Source organism: Arthrobacter globiformis, from assembly GCF_030818015.1.
Taxonomy (GTDB): domain Bacteria; phylum Actinomycetota; class Actinomycetes; order Actinomycetales; family Micrococcaceae; genus Arthrobacter; species Arthrobacter globiformis_C.
Genome location: NZ_JAUSZX010000001.1, coordinates 4,372,302 through 4,390,136, shown reverse-complemented (window position 1 = coordinate 4,390,136; position 17,835 = coordinate 4,372,302). Strand labels below are relative to the sequence as shown.

The following is a 17,835-nucleotide window of genomic DNA, read 5'->3' as shown; positions in this document are numbered from 1 at the left end:
CTACTTGGAAGGCTGCGCTTACTTGGAAGGCTGAGGCACTTCGCAGGTCAGCTTGGGGTTGGCGCCCATGTAATTCAGCGGTCCGGCGGCGATGGTGATCGCCACCGTTCCGGCCTCCGTGCAAGAGTCCGGGGAGCCGCCGAAGTAGCCCCGCTGAAACGCGGCGAAAACGCCGACGATGAGCCAGATGACCACAAGCATTCCGATGATCCTCACGGCAGCCTCCGTAGCCCCGTTGCCACTTCAATGTGTGACTAATTATCCACCGCGCCTGTCATTCCGGACAGGGCTACCGGAACGGGTCTATCGGTTCTGCCGGGCGGTTCCCGATGTTCTGCCGGGCCGTTCCGGAGCGTTCAGCCGGCCCGCACCCAGGTCAGCTGGGTTCGGTGGTGTCCACCGGTGTTTCATCGACGTCCGGGGTGTCCTCCGCCGTGGCAATCTGGTCGTCGCTTGGCGCTCCGGTCCGCGTGCTGTCCGTGCCCTCTTCCGGTTCGAATGTGTTCGGCTCGCCTGCTCCCATCCCGACGCCGGCGCCGGAGTCCGGGACGCCGTCCCCTTGGGTCTGCGGTGAGGTTCCGCTTTTCTGGTCTTCCTGGCCGGTTCCTTCAGTGCTCATGTCGTCTCCTGAGACCTCGTGGGGCTGGAAGTCTTACCGTAACAGCGGGGGAGGACATCCGTAAGGGGGCTTAGGATTTCTGCCGCCCCGCGCGGAACAGGGATAATCTTCACTTCTAGGCAGTTTTCCTCGGCGCACAGGCGGTCTTTCACGTGGCAGAAGAAACAGCGGGCAAGCAGGGCCGGTGGCGGGTCTTCCATGACAAGTTTGTGGTCGAGGAACGCTACATGGAACCCGGTGCCAGGAAGGGCCTCTATGTGACGGCCCTCGTGCTGGCCCTCGTCGGTGCAGCCATCTTCCTTGCGACGCTCGCGGGAGTCCTGCAGCATGACGGGCTGGCCAGCGCTGACGGCGCAGCGCAGAAATGGCTCCTGACCACCAGATCGGACGCGCTGACCGTGGTGATGGTAGTCCTCGCCGTCATTTTCGGACCCGTGGGACTGCCGATCATCGTCCTAGTCGTCACGGTGGCGTGGGGCGTCCTGGCGAAGCATGCCTGGCGGCCGATTCTGCTGGCGGCGGCCATGCTCACCGGTGTGGGACTGGCGCAGCTCATCGGCAGATCCGTCGAGCGGCAGCGGCCTCCGGTCGACCTCATGCTGTTCGGCGCCGACCACACGTTTTCCTTCCCGTCCGGCCACGTCCTGGGCGCGTCTGACTTCCTGCTGGTGACCACGTTCCTGGTCTTTTCCCGGCACCGGAACCCGAAGGCCGCCGTCGTCAGTTTTGTTGTCGCCGTCATCGGCGTTTTCCTGGCCTCCATCAGCAGGCTCTATCTGGGCTACCACTGGGTGAGCGACGCCGTGGCGTCGGTGTCGCTGTCGCTGGTGGTGCTCGGCGCAGTGATTGCCGTGGACACCTGGCGCACCGCCCGGGTGCCGGGCGAACAGGTCACCGGCGAGCTCTCCAAAGCCGACGTTCCGGACTGAATGCATGGCCACCGAAGCGGATGTCCGCCGGATCTGCCTTGCACTGCCAGGCGTGACCGAACGCGCCAGTTGGAACCAGCCGGCGTGGTTCGCCAAAACCCTGATGGCCCGCATCTGGGAAACGGGCGTGCTCACGGTCAAGACCGCGGAGCGCGAGGCTCTCGCCGGAACGGATCCGGAGACGTACTTCTGGACGCCGCACCATGAACGATCGCCCCAGTTGGTCCTTGTCCGGCTTTCAAGGGTCGACGGCGACCAGCTCGCCGAACTGCTCGAGGACTCCTTCCTGCTCGCCGGGGGCCGGCTGTAGTGATTCCCCGTCCAGATTTTCGCGATCTTCCTCTTGCTCCAGTTTGTCAGTGGTGCTATAAAAAATCTGTATCCGCCACTATAGATAAATCGTGGTGGGTAGTGATGAAACCTAAATGCTGAAGGGAGTGGGAAATGATGCTAGTCCGTACTGACCCGTTCCGTGAGCTGGACCGGCTCACCCAGCAGGTCTTCGGAACAGCAGCCCGTCCGGCGGCCATGCCGATGGACGCATGGCAGGAAGACGGGGAGTTTGTCGTGGCGTTTGACCTGCCCGGGATCTCGCCCGACGCCGTGGATCTGAACGTTGAAAGGAACGTCCTCACTGTCCGGGCAGAGCGCCGGGACGCCACCCAGCCCAACGTGGAGCTGGTGGTCTCCGAGCGGCCGCGCGGCGTCTTCAGCCGCCAGCTCATTCTCGGCGACACGCTGGACGCGGACAACATCAAGGCCAGCTACGACCTTGGAGTGCTGACACTGCGGATCCCGGTTGCCGAGCAGGCAAAGCCACGGAAGATCGAGATCGAAAGCAAGGGCCAGCTGCACCAGATCGAGACGTAGCCCGGCAGCCGCGCTGGCAGGGGCGGCCTGCGGATTCCAGTCGGATCCAAAGGCCGCCCCTGCCAGCGGCCGCCAGCAACCACCAGTGCAGGTTCAACGTGCCGCGGCTGCCGGTGAATTGCCCAGGCAGCCACAGGGTATTCACGTCCACGTGGTCAGGCACCGGGAACCGCCGCTGCGCGGCACCCCCGTCCGGTGGGAGAGCGGACCGGGGACCGGAAACCGACCTGAACGTCAGAGGAGAACCATAGCCATGAGCGATTGGCGCCGCTACGACTCACACCTGATCCCGGCCTTCCACGAGCGCTTCGAGCAGCGCTGGGGCAAGGGCACGGCGCCGTTCCTGGACCCCGAGGCCCATGAAGAGCCCCTGCCGCGCGCACAGTGGATTAACCCCACAACCGGTGCGGCCCTGGCCGTGGTGCCCATCTGGTCCGACGACGACCACCAGCACCGTACCTTCGGGGTGTTCTACCTGCCGCCTGCGGGGGACATTTGGGTGCTTCGCCCGGGCCTGACCCAGTTCCTCGAGCCCGGCGAGGACAGCTCCGAGAACCTGGTGGCCCTGCGCAACGATGCCTTCCGCAAAGCCGTGTCCCACGCCAACGAATTCCTCTTCGGGCCGCCTCCGTTGGTTGACTAACCCTGCTGGTGGGACTAACCCGGCCCGGAGAAGCCGACGCTGCCAAAGTCCGGCCCGGGGAAGAAGCCCGGTCGGCCAAATCCATGCGCCGGGAAGCCGGGACCGCCGAAGCCGCCCGGACCGTCCCCGCCGCCGGCGGTGCCGCTGCCCAGTAGGCTTCTGGTGAGGGTCTCGCCGTCGGCCATCAGTTCTTCCACAGCCTCGAGCAGGTGGCTGTCCGAGACAGGGGAGCCGTCCAGTGCGGCCCGAACGACGGCCCGGCGGACCAGTTCGCGCGCGAACGAGGCCGTTGTTCCTTCGGTGCGTGCGGCGGCCTCGCGGACAGCATCCGGGCTGAAGGGAATTCCGCGCGCATACAGCGTCACGAGTCCGATGCGCTCGTCCAAAGCCGGCAGCGGAATGTCCACGGCCAGGTCCACCCGGCCGGGGCGCTGAGCAAGGGCCCGCTCGAGCATGTCCACGCGGTTGGTGGTGAGGACAAAGGCGACGTCGGCGTCGTGGTCCAGGCCGTCCATGGCATCCAGCACCTCGAACAGCAGCGGCTGCGGTCCGTGCCCGAAGCTCCGGTCCTCAGCGATCAGGTCGCAATCCTCCAGCACAACGATCGAGGGCTGAAGTGCCCTGGCCATGGCGGCCGCCTCGGAGATTCTGGCCAGCGACCCCCCGGACAGCAGGATCGCCGTGATGCCGGCACTCTGGCTTAGCAGGTACCGCACCGTGTGGGTCTTGCCGGTCCCCGGCCGGCCGTACAGCAGGATGCCCCGCTTCAGGTGCTGGCCGTATTCATTCAACGACTCCCGGTGCGCGGCGATGCCCAGTGCGTGATCGGCCACCTTCTGGAGCAGCCCCTGGGGAAGGATGACGTCGGAGGCGGTGAGTTCCGGCCGGGCGTGGAACGTCACGCCTCCGCTGCTGGGCCCGTACTCACCCATGACCAGGGAAATCACCTGGCCCTTCAGGATGCTGCCGCGCTGCATGCGCCTGCGGAATTCGGACAGGAAGTCTGCCGCGTTTTGCGCGTCGGCGGCCAGGACCTCGAGGCACGCACTCTGCCGCCCGTACCGCGGCGCCGCGTCCCGCTGCAGGACGGCAACAGGGCTGCCCGCATGCCGGAACAGCCACAGGCCCAGTGCCACGGCCTGCCGCTGGTCATCCGGTCCCACAGCAAGGTTGATGTAATCGGGCTGGGATAACGGAAACTGCGGAAAGAACTGCGACTGCTGCAGCATGTCGCTCAGGGACTGGTGGTGGCGCTGGTCTCCGCCGCCGATGCCCACCAGCCGGAACTGCTCGTCCTCGCCGGCAAGTTCTGCCATTAGGATGTCTGCGTCCACGAACCGGTGCGCCGGCACCTCCTCCACTACCACCGCGAGTGATTCGGCCGGCACCGCCAGATGGTCGGTGATTGTTGTCAGCAGCTGCGTTCCGGCCTTGACGCGGTGCTGGCCGGACTGTGCAATCTGCACAAGCTGCGCGAAATCGTCGATGAACTTCCCCAATTTTTCATCCATGTCGCAGACCCTACCAGCGGCGGTCAAGACCACTCCGCGGCCGGCGGCGGGCAGAGGGTGCGTCGCCAGGAACCCGTTCCGGGGCCCTCGTCAGCGGCCCCGGCCTGTGCCATTCTGGGAGGTACCGCAAGTCCTGAGGTACCGCGTTCAGAGGTACCGCAGTCCAGGGTAGGGAAGTCCTGAGCTGCCGAAGGAATGGAGCCGTCGAAGGAGAAGGCCATGTTTGCGCCCAAAGGTTCGTTTTCCAGCTTCAGCGTCGACGACGTGGCGCGCGCCAGGGAGTTTTACGGGCAGACTTTGGGCCTGGCCGTGTCCGACGGCGCGATGGGCACGCTGGAGCTGTCCATGCCCGAGGGCCACCGGATTTTTGTCTACCCCAAGGACAACCATGAGCCCGCCACCTTCACCGTCCTGAACCTGGTGGTCGACGACGTCGAGGCGGCCGTTGATGAGCTCAACGCGGCGGGCGTCCAGACCAAGATCTATGACGATCCCGACTTGCCCACCGACGGGAAGGGGATTGCCCGCGGTATGGGCCCGGACATCGCCTGGTTCAAGGACCCGGCCGGAAACGTGATTTCCGTGATCAATCCCGGCAGTGCGGCGACCTGAGCGGTAGAATCCGGCAATCCGAACTTTCGGCCCGCCAGCCGTCCATAACGTCACAGAGGTCCAGCGATGCATACTTCCGCCAAAGAACTGGCCGCCATGCTCCCGACGGGGTTCACCCTGGGAGTCGCCACGGCAGCTTTCCAGATTGAAGGGGCGCTCGACGAGGACGGCCGCGGACCGGCGGGCTGGGATGTCTTTGCCGCCAAACCTGGGACGATCGTGGACGGCCACAGTCCCGCCGTCGCCTGCGACCATTACCACCGCATGCCCCAGGACGTGGCCCTGATGAAAGAACTGGGCATAGATTCCTACCGGTTCTCCCTGGCATGGCCGCGGATTCAGCCGGACGGTCGCGGAGCGGTGAACCGGGCCGGCCTGGATTTCTACGACCGACTGCTGGATGAGCTGCTGGCCAACGGAATTTCCCCGATGGTCACGCTCTACCACTGGGACACTCCGCTGGCCCTGGATGAGGACGGCGGATGGCTCAACCGGGACACTGCCTACAGGCTGGGGGATTTCGCCGCCATTGCCGCGGCCGCGTACGGGGACCGGGTGGCGCGCTGGGTGACCATCAACGAACCCGCGACCGTCACCACCAACGGCTATGCCCTGGGCCTGCACTCACCGGGCAAGGCGGACTTCGCGAACGGCCTGCCCACCGTGCACCACCAGCTGCTGGGACACGGCCTGGCGCTGCAGGCCCTCCGGGCCGCCAAGGTGCCCGGCGAAATCGGCATGACCAACGTGTACTCGCCCATGGTGCCCAACTCCGGCAACCCCCTCGACCGGATCAGTGCGGGAGCTATGGATGTGGCACAGAACCGGCTTTACGCGGACCCGGTGCTCACCGGGAAGTATCCGGACCTCATCCGGGCGGCGAAGTTCTTCTCGTCCTTCGAGCACCCCGACGAGGACATGGCCATCATCTCCCAGCCGCTGGATTTCTACGGCATGAACTACTACATGCCCACCCGGGTGGCGGCCGGCGGCGGTGACAGCCCTGTGCCGGCGGCCATGGCGGAGGCGATGGGGGATGACCTCAAGGACGCCACACCCGGTGCCCCGCTTCACATTGAGCCGTGGCCGGACACCGAAACGACTGCCTACGGGTGGCCCGTTAAACCCGAATACATGGCCGTGGCGCTCAAGGAAATGGCTGAGCGGTACCCGAACCTTCCGCCGGTGATCATCACGGAGGGCGGGGCTAGCTTCGAGGACATCATGGTCCGCGACAAGTCCACCAACCGGACCTTCATCCCCGACGAGCGGCGGCTCCGCTACCTCTCCGACCACTTGGGCACCGCCCTCCGTGCCACGGCCCCCGGCGGCGAGGCAGAGGCAGTCGACCTGCGCGGCTACTACGTGTGGTCACTGATGGACAACTTCGAATGGTCCGGCGGCTACAAGCAGCCGTTCGGCCTGGTTCACGTGAATTACGAGACGCTGGAGCGCACGCCGAAGGCCTCGTTCTACTGGTTCCAGGAACTCCTGGAGGAACGGAGGCTGGCAGCTTCCACGGATGCCGCCGTCGCGGCTGCGGTAGCAGGAACGGACGGCGCGCTGACAGACGTAGGGATGTCAGACGGCGGAATGTCCGACGGCGGACCGGTCACCTAAAGCAGTTCGGTCACCTAAAGCAGTTCGAGCTCCCGGAGCTGGCGGGCTATGCCGGCTCCGTCAGGGGAGTAGATCCATGGAACCGTCGAGGCGCTGTGGTCCCCGTCTTCAGAGTGCCCGCCGGCGAAGACGGCTTCACTTACAGAGAGCTGCCGGATGGCGATGGCCGCCACCTTGTCCGCGTTGTGCTGCGTGAACTGCGAGTAGATCTGTTCATCGTGCTGGCCGTTGTCGCCAATCAGGAGCCAGCGCATGTACGGGAATTCAGCCGCGAGCCGCTCAAGGTTACGGCGCTTGTGCTCCTGGCCGCTCCGGAACCAGCGGTCCTGGGTCAGTCCCCAGTCCGTCAGCAGCAGCGGGCCGGCCGGATACATGTTCCGGGTCAGGAACCGCGCGAGGGTGGGCGCTGCGTTCCAGGGGCCGGTTGAGAGGTAGATGACCGGCGCGTCGGGGTGTTCAACGGTGAGCCGGTCGAGCAGCACCGCCATGCCCGGGGTGGCCATCCTGGCCCGCTCACTCAGCACAAAGGTGTTCCAAAGGGCCAGGAACGGCCGGGGCAGGGCCGTGACCATGACGGTGTCATCAATATCCGAAACGATGCCAAACTTTGTATCCGGAGCAATGACAAGAATGCTTGCTTCCGCCGGTTCGGCATCCGTGGAGCGGAGGATGGCGGTGTGCCACCCCGGGGCGAGGGTCACCGGTATGTCGATGTCCACCAGCCCGCCCCGGTCGGCCCTGACCTTCGTGACCTTTCCGCCGATCTCAATCTCCACCTCGGAACGGGGGATGGGAACGCTGGTGAAGGCGCGCCAGCCGCGCACATTCTCGGTGCCGTTCCGGGCGGCGTGGTCGGCGCGGCTGCCGGGCACGGGCTTGCTGGCCAGCACCACCCTGCCCAGGACACGGACCCACTCGGTGGATCCGTAGCCCTGGTAGGCAATCGTCTTGGGCTCAAACTTCCAGCGGCGTGCCAGTTTCAGGCGCGCCGTATTGATCGAGTCGGATAGCCAGTGGGCCAGGCGGAAGACGCGCGTCCCTGACAAGCTCGTCCCTGACAACGGTGATTCCTGTGACGCCATGTCCATGCCTTCACTCTGCCACAGGGCGGCGGCCCATGGGCTGCCCGCCTGCACTCTGTTACTCGCCGCCGTCTCCCAGCATGCCCCGCAGGGTGGCCGCATTACGCACGGCGTTGCCGGCGCCGTCGTTGTTGAAATACGCGAAGACTTCCCTTCCGGAACTTCGCCACTCCCGGATCCTGTCCGCCCACCAGCCCAGTTCCTCATCCGAGTAGGAGCCGCCGTACAGGTGCTGATGGTCGGGCCCGTGCAGCCTGACGTAGACGAACGGTGCGGTGGCCTGCAGGTTGCAGGGCAGATTGGCGCCGCTCATGACGGTGTACGCGGCCCGGTGCCGTTCCAGCAGCCTGTAAACCTCCGGCTGCTCCCAGGTCGGATGCCGGAACTCCACGGCTACCCGGATCCACCCGGGCATGGCGCCGAGGAAATAGTCCAGGCGGGCATCATCCCGTGCCATGCCGGGAGGCAGCTGGACCAGGAGCACAGCGCGCTTGTCGCCAAGCTCATGCCAGCAGCGCGCGATCCGTTCGATCCAGACTTCGGGACCATACAGCTTCTTGCCGTGGGTGAGGCCGCGCGGGGCTTTGACGGACAGGGCGAAACCGGCAGGCAGCCTGGTCCGCCAGCCGGCGAACGTGGTGTCCCGCGGCCAGCGGTAGAAGCTGGCGTTCAGCTCCACTGTGCTGAACCTTGCCACGTAGTGCTGCAGCCTGTCCCGGGTGGGAAGCCCGGGCGGGTACAGCACATTTTCCCAGTGGTCGTAGCTCCAGCCGGACGTGCCTATGTGGATCATCACCTGTCGTGCGTCACTCGAAGTGGGTTGTCACGGGGCCGCCGGCGGCAGACTCCACGATGGCCGCAGCGACGTCGCGCAATTTCAGGTTGCGCGTGCTGGACGCAGACTTGATGAGATTGATGGCGTCCTCCTGGCTGCAGCGGTTCTGAGCAATGATGATCCCGACTGCCGTGTCAATGATGGTCCGGGACTCCATTGCCCGCCTCAGGTTGGCGGCGTTATCGTTCCGTTGGGCGAGCAGGACCGCGAGCCGGAGACCCTTGGAGGCCTGGCGGACATAGCTGATTGCGCTCTCCACGGCGGCGGTGTCAAAGACATCCGGTTTCTCGGAGTACAGGTTGAGCCCTGCCCGCGCGTCAGCGCCGGGCAGATCGAACGGCACCGCCAGAACCGAACGGATCCCGCTTTTCAGCACTGTGTCGTTGTAATCCGGGAATTCGGTGTCGAGCGCGAAGTCCGGAACGTGGACCAGGACGCCTTCCCTGCAGGAGCGGAGGCAGGGGCCGTCGCCAAACTGGTACTGGAGTTCGTCCACTGCCTGGGCGCGCTCGCTGCTGCTGGCCACGGTGGCGGCCGAACGGTGCCGCAAAAGGGTGATGCCGCAATAAATCCGGCCGCGCGGACCGGACAATCTCTCGGCCGAGTATCGCACCAGCTCGTCAAGGAAATCCTGGACATCCTGGGTGTCCAGCAACAGATCCTGGACGCGGCCCACCACGTCAGCTTCGTTCAGGCGACTGTCCACTCAAAGCTCCACTTCCGCCCTTGCAAACCGGGCTGTGCCGGGTAACTGGGCAAGGCTCCGGCGGCCGCTCCGCCTGAGATCAGGCTACACCCGGCGGCCCCTCGTGCGGCGCGTCCGGCTGTGGCACTGTAAGGGCATGGTACGCATTGAGGATTATGCAGTGGTCGGGGACCTGCACACGGCGGCCCTGGTCAGTACTGAAGGGTCGATTGACTGGCTGTGCCTGCCGCGGTTCGATTCGCCGGCCTGCTTCAACGCGCTCCTGGACACCCCCGAAGCCGGCCGCTGGCTCCTTGCCCCGGCAGCTGGAGGCGGCTGCACGGGGCGCCGCTACCGCCGGCACACCCTCATCCTGGAAACCGAGTGGGAGACTGACGCTGGCGCGGTCCGGGTTATCGACTTCATGCCGCCCCGCGACGAGGTGGCGGACATCGTGCGGATTGTGGTGGGGCTGCACGGACACGTCCGGATGAGAAGCGAGCTGGCCATGCGCTTCGACTACGGCCACATCATGCCCTGGGTGCGCCGGGACAGCCACGGTCTCCACGCGATCGCGGGACCTGATTCTGCCTACCTGGTGACCACCGCCCCGCTGCGCGGCGAACGCATGCGCACCGTCAGCGACTTCACCGTTAAAGCCGGCGAACGGGTGCCGTTCGTGCTGACCTGGGCGCCCAGCCATGTCCGGCGGCCCCGGTCCGTGGACGCCGAGGAAGTCCTGGACTCCACCGAACGGTTCTGGCGGGAATGGACGGATAAGTGCAAGGTATCCGGTCCGTACAAGGACGCCGTGCAGCGCTCGCTGATCACGCTCAAAGCCCTAACCTACGCGCCCACCGGAGGGATCGTTGCGGCCGTGACCACGTCGCTGCCGGAGCAGTTGGGCGGGCCGCGGAACTGGGACTACCGCTTCTGCTGGCTCCGCGATGCCACCCTGACGCTCCAGGCGCTGCTGGCCGCCGGCTACACCTCCGAGGCAGCAGCCTGGCGCGACTGGTTGCTGCGGGCCGTGGCGGGGGATCCGGCCGACCTGCAGATCATGTACGGAATCCACGGCGAACGCAGGCTGCCGGAACTGGAACTGCCCTGGCTGGCCGGCTATGAGAATTCGAGGCCGGTCAGGGTGGGCAACGCGGCTGCCGGCCAGCTGCAGCTGGATGTGTGGGGTGAGGTGCTGGACTGCCTTGCCCTGACCCGCAACTCGCTGCTGAAGCACACCGATGAAGCCTGGGACGTCCAGGTGGCGCTGATGGAATACCTTGAAGGCGCCTGGGACCAGCCGGACAACGGGCTGTGGGAGATGCGCGGCCCGCGGCGCCATTTCACCCATTCCAAAGTGATGGCGTGGGTGGCAGCGGACCGGATGGTCAAAGGGGTCCGGGATTCAAGGCTTCCCGGTCCCGCGGACCGCTGGGAGGCGCTCCGTGACACCATCCACGCCGAGGTCATGGAGAACGGCTTCGACGCCAGCCGGAACACCTTCACGCAGAGCTACGGCCGGCCCGAACTCGATGCCAGCCTGCTTCTCATTCCCCGCGTGGGCTTCCTCCCGCCCGACGACCCCCGGGTGATCGGCACCATCGAGGCCATCCAGCGCGAACTGACTGAGGACGGCTTTGTGCTCCGTTACCGGCCCGAGGAAAGCGACGACGGACTGCCGGGGGGTGAGGGGGTTTTCCTCGCCTGCTCCTTCTGGCTCGTCGAGGCGCTGCTTGGGGCGGGCCGGCGCAGGGAGGCCACGGAACTGTTTGAGCGGTTGCTGTCGCTGCGTAACGACGTCGGCCTGCTGAGTGAGGAGTGGGGCGTCCAAAGTGGACGGCACCTGGGGAACACCCCGCAGGCGTTCAGCCATTTCGCATTGGTGACCAGCGCCCTGGAACTAAGTGAGCGCCGGCCCCATCGAAGCGACAAGCCGCTCGCGTCAAAGGCCGGTACCACCTGAGGTGCGTGCAGCGTCGGCCTTGTTCGAACCGGAATTTGGGTGACACCTCTCACCTTCGGTGCGTAAGTAAGTATACTTACTAAACACCTCACCTAAGGGTGAAGAAGGAGGAGGGCAAAATGGCTGGATATTTCGAGTTGGTGGACGCTCCCGATGGCGGTTACAGGATCCGGCTGCTGGACGGGACGGGGGCGCTGATGGCGTTGTCCGTCACCTTCCCGACGAAGCGTGCAGCGGTTGCCGGAGTCGCCCAGGCCCGGGAGATTGCCGGTACCGGCCTGATCCGTGACTGCAGCAAGGACGCAGTAAAGCGGCCCGCGCAAAAGCGCCATGCCAGGCCCGCGCGTCAGGCGGTGAAGTCCACTGTTGGCGCCGGCTACGGCTCACCGAAGAGTGCCCGGCAGCGGGTGCCTGCTCCGCAGCCGGCCGAGGTTGGCGCGGGTGTCGGTGGATAAGTCGGTGGATAAGTCGGTGGATGGGGAGTCGGAGGGTCAGTTGCCAGCGGGGCGGCGCAGGGAGAAGGGTGTCCTGTTCGATGTTGACGGGACGCTCATCGACTCCGCCTACATCCATACCCTCGCCTGGTGGCAGGCGTTCCGCCAGTCCGGTTTCGATGTGCCCATGGCCCGGATCCACCGTTGCGTGGGGATGGGCGGGGCGCGCCTGGTGGACAGCTTGCTGCCGGACCCCCGGGACAGGGAGGTGGACGAGGCGATCCTGTCCGCCCATTCCGGGGTTTTCGGCACGTACTGGCCGTCGCTCCGTGCCTTCGACGGGGCCCGGGACCTGCTGGCCAAGTGTAGCCAGAGCGGCCTGGCGGTGGCTCTTGCCTCGTCCGCGAGGCAGCAGGATCTCGAGGCGTTGCGGTCCGCCCTCTCGGCGGATGACTTCATTGATGCCGCCACGAGCTCCAATGATGCGGAGAACAGCAAGCCTGAGCCGGACATCCTGGTGGCGGCGCTGGAGGTTGTTGGGCTTGAGGCTTCGGGGGCTGTCTATGTGGGGGATGCGGTGTGGGATGTCATGGCGGCCAGCAAGCTCGGCATCCCTACGATCGCCCTGACCTGCGGCGGCACCAGCGAGGCGGAATTGCGCGACGTGGGGGCCGTCGAGGTCTACGAGGGTCCGCGGGAGCTGCTGGACGACCTGGGAAGCAGCGCGATCGGAAAGCTGCTCGCCGGCTAGGCTTCCCGGTGGCCCGGCGCGGATTCGCCCCGGATCCTGGCCCGGAGTCAGGCCCCGGCCGTGTCCGCCCTGGATTCGCTGTTCGTGAACCCGCCGCCCTCGGGCTCGTCGGCGTAGGCCCCCTTGTTCCACGACACCGCAACCGCCACAGAGCCGTCGTCGTTCCTGACCACCTCGGTGATCACCTCCGAAACCGCCGCCCCCATGGCGAGGATCTTTGCGCGGTAGGTGGTCACCAGTTCCTCGAGGCTGGCCTCCGTCCATTCGCCTGGGCGCAGGCGCGTGGAGATTTCCACCGGTTCGGGCTGGTAGAGCGACATGATGGCGCCTTTCCTAGGGGGCAAGAACAGTTCCTACGCTAAGAGCGTTCTTCGGCCGAAACAAGTGAAAAAGCAAGGATGCTTACTTTTCGGTTTTGAATCCCAAAAAATTGATAAGCATACTGACCTTCACATGCGGACCTGAGCACGTTACCGTCGAAGGAACGCGACGTGCAGCTACAGGAAGGCACTGCATTGAAGGCACTGACTTGGCAAGGCAAGCGCTCGGTGAGCGTAAAGGAAGTACCGGATCCCGTCATCCAGGAGCCCGCGGATGCGATCGTGAGGATCACGTCATCCGCGATCTGCGGCTCGGACCTCCACCTGTACGAGGTGCTTGGCCCCTACATGCACAAGGACGACGTGCTGGGCCACGAACCGATGGGCATTGTCGAGGAAGTGGGGAGCGCCGTCACCAACCTGGCCAAGGGGGACCGCGTGGTCATTCCCTTCAACATTTCCTGCGGCCACTGCTACATGTGCTCGCAGGGCCTGCAGTCGCAGTGCGAAACCAGCCAGGTCCGGGAAAAGAACTCCGGCGCCGCACTCTACGGCTACTCGGAGCTGTACGGCTCGATCCCCGGCGGCCAGGCGGAGTACCTGCGGGTGCCGTTCGCGGACTACGGCCCCATCAAGGTGGGGCAGGAGCTTCCGGACGAGCGCTACCTGTTCCTCTCGGACATCCTTCCCACCGCCTGGCAGGCCGTGAAATACGCCGACTCTCCGGCCGGCGGAACGCTGGCAGTCTTCGGGCTGGGGCCGGTGGGGCAGTTCGCCTCCCGGGTGGGCACCTACCTCGGCCAGCGGGTCATCGGTGTTGATCCGGTCCCGGAGCGCCGCGAGATGGCGGCGCGCCACGGCGTCGAGGTCCTGGATTATGCCAAGGGCATCGCGGACCAACTGCGGGAGATGACCGGCGGCCGGGGACCGGACGCCGTGGTTGACGCCGTCGGGATGGAAGCGCACGGATCACCGGTGGCGGGATTCGCCCACCAGGCGCTGCGCCTCCTTCCCGACAAGGTGGCGCAGAAGGCCATGGAAACCGCCGGCGTGGACCGGCTGGCTGTAGTTCACGCGGCCATCGACTCGGTCCGGCGCGGGGGCACGGTTTCCCTGAGCGGTGTCTACGGCGGCACGGCCAGCCCCATGCCGCTGCTCACCATGTTCGACAAGCAGATCCAGCTGCGGATGGGCCAGTGCAACGTCCGCCGGTGGACGGATGAACTGCTTCCGCTGGTGGAGGACGACGCCGATCCGCTGGGAGTGATGGATCTGGTCACCCATACTGCGGGGCTGGCCGAGGCGCCGAAACTCTATGAAAAGTTCCAGAAGAAAGAGGACGGCTGCATCAAAGTTGTCCTCAGACCCTGAGGGGTCATTGGACACCGGACTTTAGCAGCGGGGTCCGGGACGGCGGCTGGCGGGCAAAGCCCGCCAGCCGCTTTCCGTGCCGGGGCCCGTCTGGTGGCTCGCCGCCGGCAGGCCCGCTCAGCCCTCGCGCCACTCGTGGCCGGTGATGTGGGAGCCGGCCTGGGGCCCCATCTGCAGCATGCCGCCGTCGACCGCCCATGACGCTCCGGTGACATAGCTGGACGCCGGAGAGGCGAGGAACGCGATGACGGCTGCCACCTCCCGGGCATCGCCGGGCCGGCCGAGGGGAACGCCGGGCCGGTCCTTGGTCCGAGGGTCCTCGTCGGTCTGGCCCGTCATCGGCGTCGCGATTTCGCCCGGTGCCACGGAGTTGGCCGTGATGCCGTAGGTCGCCAGCTCCAGCGCGATGGTCTTGATGAGTCCGCCCAGCCCGTGCTTCGAGGCATCGTAGGCAGACGAACCGACCCGCGGCTGAGTTTCGTGGACGCTGGTGACGGCGATGATGCGTCCGCCGCGCCCGGCGTCGACCATGCGGCGGGCGGCCGATTGGATGCACAGGAAGGCTCCGTTGAGGTTGGTGTCCAGGGTTTTCGCCCAGGTTTCATAGTTCAGCTCGAGGAACTTGGTGCCGTCGCCGGTGCCGGAGTTGTTGACGAACACGTCCACGCCGCCCAACTCCTCCGCGAGGGCGTCGATGACTCCGGCGCAGGTCAGGAGGTCGGTGGTATCGAGCTGCCGGACCACCGAGTTCCGGCCCGCTGCCCGGACCTCCTCCGCCGTCCGTTCGGCGCCTTCCTTGTCCGAGTGCCAGGTGATGCCGACGTCCAGCCCGGCCTGGGCAAGGGCCACCGCAGTGGCGCGGCCGATCCCGGAATCGCTGCCGGTGACGATGGCGGTGCGGGGCGAGAAATCGGGCGAGAATTCCATGGTGCGTCCTTTCAGTGTCAGGCCGCCGCATCCACAACGCAGAAGCGGTTTCCGTCCGGGTCTTCGAGCACGATGAAGTCCGGGTCGTCCGGATACGAATCCCAGTCCACGCGGGCGGCACCGAGCTCGACGAGGCGCTCCACCTCGGCGGCCTGGTCATCGGCGTAGAGATCAAGGTGGAGGCGCGGATGGGATTGCACCGGGGTCTCACTGAGCATGAGGGCGAGGCGGGCGCCGTCGCCTTTTTGCGGGACGAGCACCACCCACGTTTCATCACCGTCGTCCCGCGGTATATAGCCGAGGGCGTCGCACCAGAAGGCGGTGGCGCGGGCGACGTCGTTGACGCCAAGGACAGTCGTTCCGATCGTCAGCATGCCTTCATGCTTCCGCGCGGCCAGTTGTGATGCAAGGGGTTGGGGTGGCTTAAGCGTCTGATGCGGTCCGCAGGGCTGTGCCACTTCGACGATCAGCCCTTCGGGCCCCAAAGGCGGGAATCGCCGGAAGCCTGGTGCAGGCTTCCGGCGATTCGGCGGCAGTGGGTCCGCGGTGATCCTCGCGGCGGGACTACGTCAGGCGGATCTGGCGGTTGACGTCCTTGTACAGCAGGTAGCGGAACTGTCCCGGGCCGCCGGCGTAGCAGGCCTGCGGGCAGAAGGCGCGCAGCCACATGAAGTCGCCTGCCTCCACCTCCACCCAGTCGTTGTTGAGCAGGTACATGGCCTTGCCCTCCAGGACGTACAGGCCGTGTTCCATGACATGGGTTTCCGGGAACGGGATCACACCGCCGGGCTGGAACGTCACGATGTTCACGTGCATGTCGTGCGCCAGGTCGTTGGGATCCGCGAAGCGCGTGGTCTTCCAGACGCCGTCGGTGTCGGGCATCGCGCCGGCTTCGACTTCCGCGTCACTGGTGACGAAGGACTTGGCCTCGTAACCCTCGAGCCGCTCGTAAGCCTTGCGGATCCAGTGGAAGGAAACGATGTCGTCCGAGACGTTTTCCAGTCCCCAGGTGGAACCGGCAGCCAGGTAGGCGTAGCCGCCCTCCTCAAGGTGGTGCAGTTCGCCGTCGAGGGTCAGGTTGACCTTGCCCTTGGTGACGAAGACGACGCCTTCAACGCCCGCCTCGAATTCGGCCTTGGGCGCCCCGCCTCCCGGGCCGATCTCAACGATCAGCTGCGAGAACGTGGTGGCGAAGCCGGAGATCGGACGGGCAATGATCCAGGAGCGCGTCTTGGCGAAACCAGGCAGGTTGCTGGTCACGATGTCGGTCATGACGCCCTTGGGGATCACGGTGTAGGCCTCCGTGACGATGGCCCGTTCCGTGGTGAGGTGGGTCTGCGGCGGCAGGCCGCCCTGGGGGTAGTAGTACTTGCCCATCTGTGGATCCTTTACTTCGAAGTGGTGTGGGCCAGCCTTGGGTGGGCCAGGCCGGTGAGTTGGGGGAGTCCGACGCCGGCAAGCGCCAGCACCTCGTCGGCACCCACCGCGCCGCACTGGACGCCGCGCAGCACGAACGCCGCAAGCGCGCGGGCCGTGGCCGGCTCATCCATGACGCCGCCTTCCGTTTGCTCCACGTAGTTCCGCAGCCGGGCCGCCGCGGCCGTCAGGCCCTGGCGGTAGAAGGCATACGTCGCCGCGAAGCGGCTGGGCAGCTGGGCCGGGTGCAGGTCCCAGCCCTGGTAGAAACCGCGCTCCAGGGAACGGCGCACCAGGCGGCCGTGCAGCTGCCAGGCGTTTTCCACGTTGTCGCCCACGGGAATGATGTTGGTGGACCCGTCGGACAGCCGGATGCCGGTACCTGCCACGGCCAGCTGCATGACCTCCTTGGCGAAGTCGGCCACTGGGTGTTCCATCGACTGGTATTCCGCCGAGATCTGCAGGGAAGCGGAATAGTCGTAGGTGCCGTAGTGCAGCCCGCTGATCCGTCCCGGAACGGCGTGCGGCAGCTGTGCCACCGGGGACGTTCCCTCCGGGCCGAGGATGAGCTGCGGCGTCTCCACCTGCACCTCGAACCGGAGCCGGCCGGCCGGGAGCGAGTGGATCTCCTCAAGGCGGGAGACCGCGTAGTCCATGGCCTGAACCTGCGCCACGGTGGTGACCTTGGGCAGGGTCAGGACCAGGCCCTCCGGCAGTTCGCCGGCCGCGGCCAAGCCGGAGACGAACAGGTCGAGGGTGCGCAGCCCGCGGGCCCGGGTGGAGGCCTCGAAGCACTTGAACCGGATCCCGATGAACGGCGGCGCGGAGCCGGCCGAAACTGCGGCGGCCACGGCGGACGCCGCGGCTACCGCGGCGTCGTCCTCGGCGTCGTCGCCCCTGTCCCCGAACCCGTCCTCGAAGTCGAGCCGGAGGTCCTCGATCGGCTCGCTGCCCAGTTTCGTCTCCACCCGGGAGGCGACTGCCTCGGCGAGGTCGGCGTCCTGGCCCAGCAGCGAACCGAGCCGGGCCAGCCCGCCGTGGGCGGCCGCCGTCGCCAGCGCCTGGGTTCCCCAGTCGGCGGCAAGCGATGGCGTGAAACGGTCAGCAGGAACGTACACGGTGTGGACGGGCTGGCGGGAACAGTCGTCGCCCGGGTAGTTCTGCTCGAGCAGCCGGTCGGTGTCCGCCAACTGCCCGTCGATCCGGGCCAGGTCCGCCGCGGTCAGCGATGTTTCGGGTACCGCCAT

The 17,835-nt window shown here is 66.3% G+C and carries 21 protein-coding genes; 10 read left to right on the top strand and 11 right to left on the bottom strand.

Going from position 1 to position 17,835, the window contains the following annotated elements; genetic code table 11:
* Positions 1-18 precede the first annotated feature (18 nt).
* The gene (locus QFZ23_RS20545) at positions 19-216 is read right to left on the bottom strand and encodes a hypothetical protein (protein WP_306925816.1); all 198 of its coding nucleotides are present in this window, start codon (positions 214-216) and stop codon (positions 19-21) included.
* A 160-nt stretch (positions 217-376) separates the two neighbouring features.
* On the bottom strand, positions 377-619 hold the full coding sequence (locus QFZ23_RS20540; RefSeq protein ID WP_306925814.1) for a hypothetical protein: 243 nt from the start codon (positions 617-619) through the stop codon (positions 377-379).
* Between the two features lie 152 nt (positions 620-771).
* On the opposite strand from QFZ23_RS20540, the gene QFZ23_RS20535 reads away from it, so the two are divergent.
* The 4 genes from QFZ23_RS20535 to QFZ23_RS20520 all read left to right on the top strand — a co-directional run bounded on the left by QFZ23_RS20535 (position 772) and on the right by QFZ23_RS20520 (position 3,061).
* Positions 772-1,548, top strand: a complete 777-nt coding sequence (locus QFZ23_RS20535) for a phosphatase PAP2 family protein (RefSeq protein WP_306925812.1) — start codon at positions 772-774, stop codon at positions 1,546-1,548.
* 4 nt (positions 1,549-1,552) lie between these two features.
* A complete protein-coding gene (locus QFZ23_RS20530; RefSeq protein ID WP_306925809.1) occupies positions 1,553-1,858 on the top strand; it encodes an MmcQ/YjbR family DNA-binding protein in 306 nt (101 codons plus the stop codon).
* Positions 1,859-1,995: 137 nt separating this feature from the next.
* The gene (locus QFZ23_RS20525) at positions 1,996-2,418 is read left to right on the top strand and encodes an Hsp20/alpha crystallin family protein (protein WP_306926957.1); all 423 of its coding nucleotides are present in this window, start codon (positions 1,996-1,998) and stop codon (positions 2,416-2,418) included.
* Positions 2,419-2,671: 253 nt separating this feature from the next.
* Positions 2,672-3,061 carry a hypothetical protein gene (locus QFZ23_RS20520; protein WP_306925807.1) on the top strand — a complete coding sequence of 130 codons (390 nt, stop codon included), beginning with the start codon at positions 2,672-2,674 and terminating at the stop codon, positions 3,059-3,061.
* A 14-nt stretch (positions 3,062-3,075) separates the two neighbouring features.
* On the opposite strand, the gene QFZ23_RS20515 is transcribed toward QFZ23_RS20520, so the two are convergent.
* Positions 3,076-4,572, bottom strand: a complete 1,497-nt coding sequence (locus QFZ23_RS20515; RefSeq protein WP_306925805.1) for an AAA family ATPase — start codon at positions 4,570-4,572, stop codon at positions 3,076-3,078.
* A 219-nt stretch (positions 4,573-4,791) separates the two neighbouring features.
* On the opposite strand from QFZ23_RS20515, the gene QFZ23_RS20510 reads away from it, so the two are divergent.
* Positions 4,792-5,184, top strand: coding sequence for a VOC family protein (locus tag QFZ23_RS20510; RefSeq protein ID WP_306925803.1), 393 nt, complete (start codon positions 4,792-4,794; stop codon positions 5,182-5,184).
* A gap of 66 nt (positions 5,185-5,250) precedes the next feature.
* Positions 5,251-6,804: a glycoside hydrolase family 1 protein gene (locus tag QFZ23_RS20505; protein ID WP_306925801.1), complete on the top strand. Its 1,554-nt coding sequence runs from the start codon at positions 5,251-5,253 to the stop codon at positions 6,802-6,804.
* Positions 6,805-6,818: 14 nt separating this feature from the next.
* Here the strand turns inward: QFZ23_RS20505 and QFZ23_RS20500 are convergent, their stop codons facing one another.
* The 3 genes from QFZ23_RS20500 to QFZ23_RS20490 are packed head-to-tail and all read right to left on the bottom strand — an operon-like array spanning position 6,819 to position 9,427.
* Positions 6,819-7,892 carry an App1 family protein gene (locus QFZ23_RS20500; protein ID WP_306925799.1) on the bottom strand — a complete coding sequence of 358 codons (1,074 nt, stop codon included), beginning with the start codon at positions 7,890-7,892 and terminating at the stop codon, positions 6,819-6,821.
* Between the two features lie 52 nt (positions 7,893-7,944).
* On the bottom strand, positions 7,945-8,682 hold the full coding sequence (locus QFZ23_RS20495; RefSeq protein WP_306925797.1) for a DUF72 domain-containing protein: 738 nt from the start codon (positions 8,680-8,682) through the stop codon (positions 7,945-7,947).
* Between the two features lie 10 nt (positions 8,683-8,692).
* On the bottom strand, positions 8,693-9,427 hold the full coding sequence (locus QFZ23_RS20490; RefSeq protein WP_306925795.1) for a GAF and ANTAR domain-containing protein: 735 nt from the start codon (positions 9,425-9,427) through the stop codon (positions 8,693-8,695).
* Positions 9,428-9,563: 136 nt separating this feature from the next.
* Here QFZ23_RS20490 and QFZ23_RS20485 point away from each other — a divergent pair, with 136 nt between their 5' ends.
* The 3 genes from QFZ23_RS20485 (at position 9,564) to QFZ23_RS20475 (ending at position 12,554) form a co-directional block, all read left to right on the top strand.
* Positions 9,564-11,369, top strand: coding sequence for a glycoside hydrolase family 15 protein (locus tag QFZ23_RS20485; RefSeq protein ID WP_306925793.1), 1,806 nt, complete (start codon positions 9,564-9,566; stop codon positions 11,367-11,369).
* A 119-nt stretch (positions 11,370-11,488) separates the two neighbouring features.
* Complete coding sequence (locus tag QFZ23_RS20480; protein ID WP_306925790.1) at positions 11,489-11,824, top strand: YegP family protein; 336 nt, start codon at positions 11,489-11,491, stop codon at positions 11,822-11,824.
* Positions 11,825-11,840: 16 nt separating this feature from the next.
* Positions 11,841-12,554, top strand: a complete 714-nt coding sequence (locus QFZ23_RS20475; protein ID WP_306926956.1) for an HAD family hydrolase — start codon at positions 11,841-11,843, stop codon at positions 12,552-12,554.
* Between the two features lie 47 nt (positions 12,555-12,601).
* Here the strand turns inward: QFZ23_RS20475 and QFZ23_RS20470 are convergent, their stop codons facing one another.
* A complete protein-coding gene (locus QFZ23_RS20470) occupies positions 12,602-12,874 on the bottom strand; it encodes a hypothetical protein (protein WP_306925788.1) in 273 nt (90 codons plus the stop codon).
* Positions 12,875-13,069: 195 nt separating this feature from the next.
* On the opposite strand from QFZ23_RS20470, the gene QFZ23_RS20465 reads away from it, so the two are divergent.
* Positions 13,070-14,245: a zinc-dependent alcohol dehydrogenase gene (locus QFZ23_RS20465; protein WP_306926955.1), complete on the top strand. Its 1,176-nt coding sequence runs from the start codon at positions 13,070-13,072 to the stop codon at positions 14,243-14,245.
* A 117-nt stretch (positions 14,246-14,362) separates the two neighbouring features.
* Here QFZ23_RS20465 and QFZ23_RS20460 read toward each other — a convergent pair whose 3' ends face one another.
* The 4 genes from QFZ23_RS20460 to QFZ23_RS20445 all read right to left on the bottom strand — a co-directional run bounded on the left by QFZ23_RS20460 (position 14,363) and on the right by QFZ23_RS20445 (position 17,835).
* Positions 14,363-15,172 carry an SDR family oxidoreductase gene (locus tag QFZ23_RS20460; protein ID WP_306925786.1) on the bottom strand — a complete coding sequence of 270 codons (810 nt, stop codon included), beginning with the start codon at positions 15,170-15,172 and terminating at the stop codon, positions 14,363-14,365.
* Positions 15,173-15,189: 17 nt separating this feature from the next.
* Positions 15,190-15,546 carry a VOC family protein gene (locus QFZ23_RS20455; protein ID WP_306925784.1) on the bottom strand — a complete coding sequence of 119 codons (357 nt, stop codon included), beginning with the start codon at positions 15,544-15,546 and terminating at the stop codon, positions 15,190-15,192.
* A 190-nt stretch (positions 15,547-15,736) separates the two neighbouring features.
* Positions 15,737-16,549, bottom strand: coding sequence for a bifunctional allantoicase/(S)-ureidoglycine aminohydrolase (locus QFZ23_RS20450; protein WP_306925783.1), 813 nt, complete (start codon positions 16,547-16,549; stop codon positions 15,737-15,739).
* Between the two features lie 11 nt (positions 16,550-16,560).
* Positions 16,561-17,835: a DUF6986 family protein gene (locus QFZ23_RS20445; protein WP_306925782.1), complete on the bottom strand. Its 1,275-nt coding sequence runs from the start codon at positions 17,833-17,835 to the stop codon at positions 16,561-16,563.

Excerpts from the sequence above, each read along its gene's own strand:
- QFZ23_RS20540 (WP_306925814.1), bottom strand. The coding sequence starts at position 619 with ATGAGCACTGAAGGAACCGGCCAGGAAGACCAGAAAAGCGGAACCTCA.
- QFZ23_RS20530 (WP_306925809.1), top strand. The coding sequence starts at position 1,553 with ATGGCCACCGAAGCGGATGTCCGCCGGATCTGCCTTGCACTGCCAGGC.
- QFZ23_RS20525 (WP_306926957.1), top strand. The coding sequence starts at position 1,996 with ATGCTAGTCCGTACTGACCCGTTCCGTGAGCTGGACCGGCTCACCCAG.
- QFZ23_RS20520 (WP_306925807.1), top strand. The coding sequence starts at position 2,672 with ATGAGCGATTGGCGCCGCTACGACTCACACCTGATCCCGGCCTTCCAC.
- QFZ23_RS20515 (WP_306925805.1), bottom strand. The coding sequence starts at position 4,572 with ATGGATGAAAAATTGGGGAAGTTCATCGACGATTTCGCGCAGCTTGTG.
- QFZ23_RS20510 (WP_306925803.1), top strand. The coding sequence starts at position 4,792 with ATGTTTGCGCCCAAAGGTTCGTTTTCCAGCTTCAGCGTCGACGACGTG.
- QFZ23_RS20505 (WP_306925801.1), top strand. The coding sequence starts at position 5,251 with ATGCATACTTCCGCCAAAGAACTGGCCGCCATGCTCCCGACGGGGTTC.
- QFZ23_RS20500 (WP_306925799.1), bottom strand. The coding sequence starts at position 7,892 with ATGGACATGGCGTCACAGGAATCACCGTTGTCAGGGACGAGCTTGTCA.
- QFZ23_RS20485 (WP_306925793.1), top strand. The coding sequence starts at position 9,564 with ATGGTACGCATTGAGGATTATGCAGTGGTCGGGGACCTGCACACGGCG.
- QFZ23_RS20480 (WP_306925790.1), top strand. The coding sequence starts at position 11,489 with ATGGCTGGATATTTCGAGTTGGTGGACGCTCCCGATGGCGGTTACAGG.
- QFZ23_RS20470 (WP_306925788.1), bottom strand. The coding sequence starts at position 12,874 with ATGTCGCTCTACCAGCCCGAACCGGTGGAAATCTCCACGCGCCTGCGC.
- QFZ23_RS20460 (WP_306925786.1), bottom strand. The coding sequence starts at position 15,172 with ATGGAATTCTCGCCCGATTTCTCGCCCCGCACCGCCATCGTCACCGGC.
- QFZ23_RS20455 (WP_306925784.1), bottom strand. The coding sequence starts at position 15,546 with ATGCTGACGATCGGAACGACTGTCCTTGGCGTCAACGACGTCGCCCGC.
- QFZ23_RS20450 (WP_306925783.1), bottom strand. The coding sequence starts at position 16,549 with ATGGGCAAGTACTACTACCCCCAGGGCGGCCTGCCGCCGCAGACCCAC.
- QFZ23_RS20445 (WP_306925782.1), bottom strand. The coding sequence starts at position 17,835 with ATGGCGGTACCCGAAACATCGCTGACCGCGGCGGACCTGGCCCGGATC.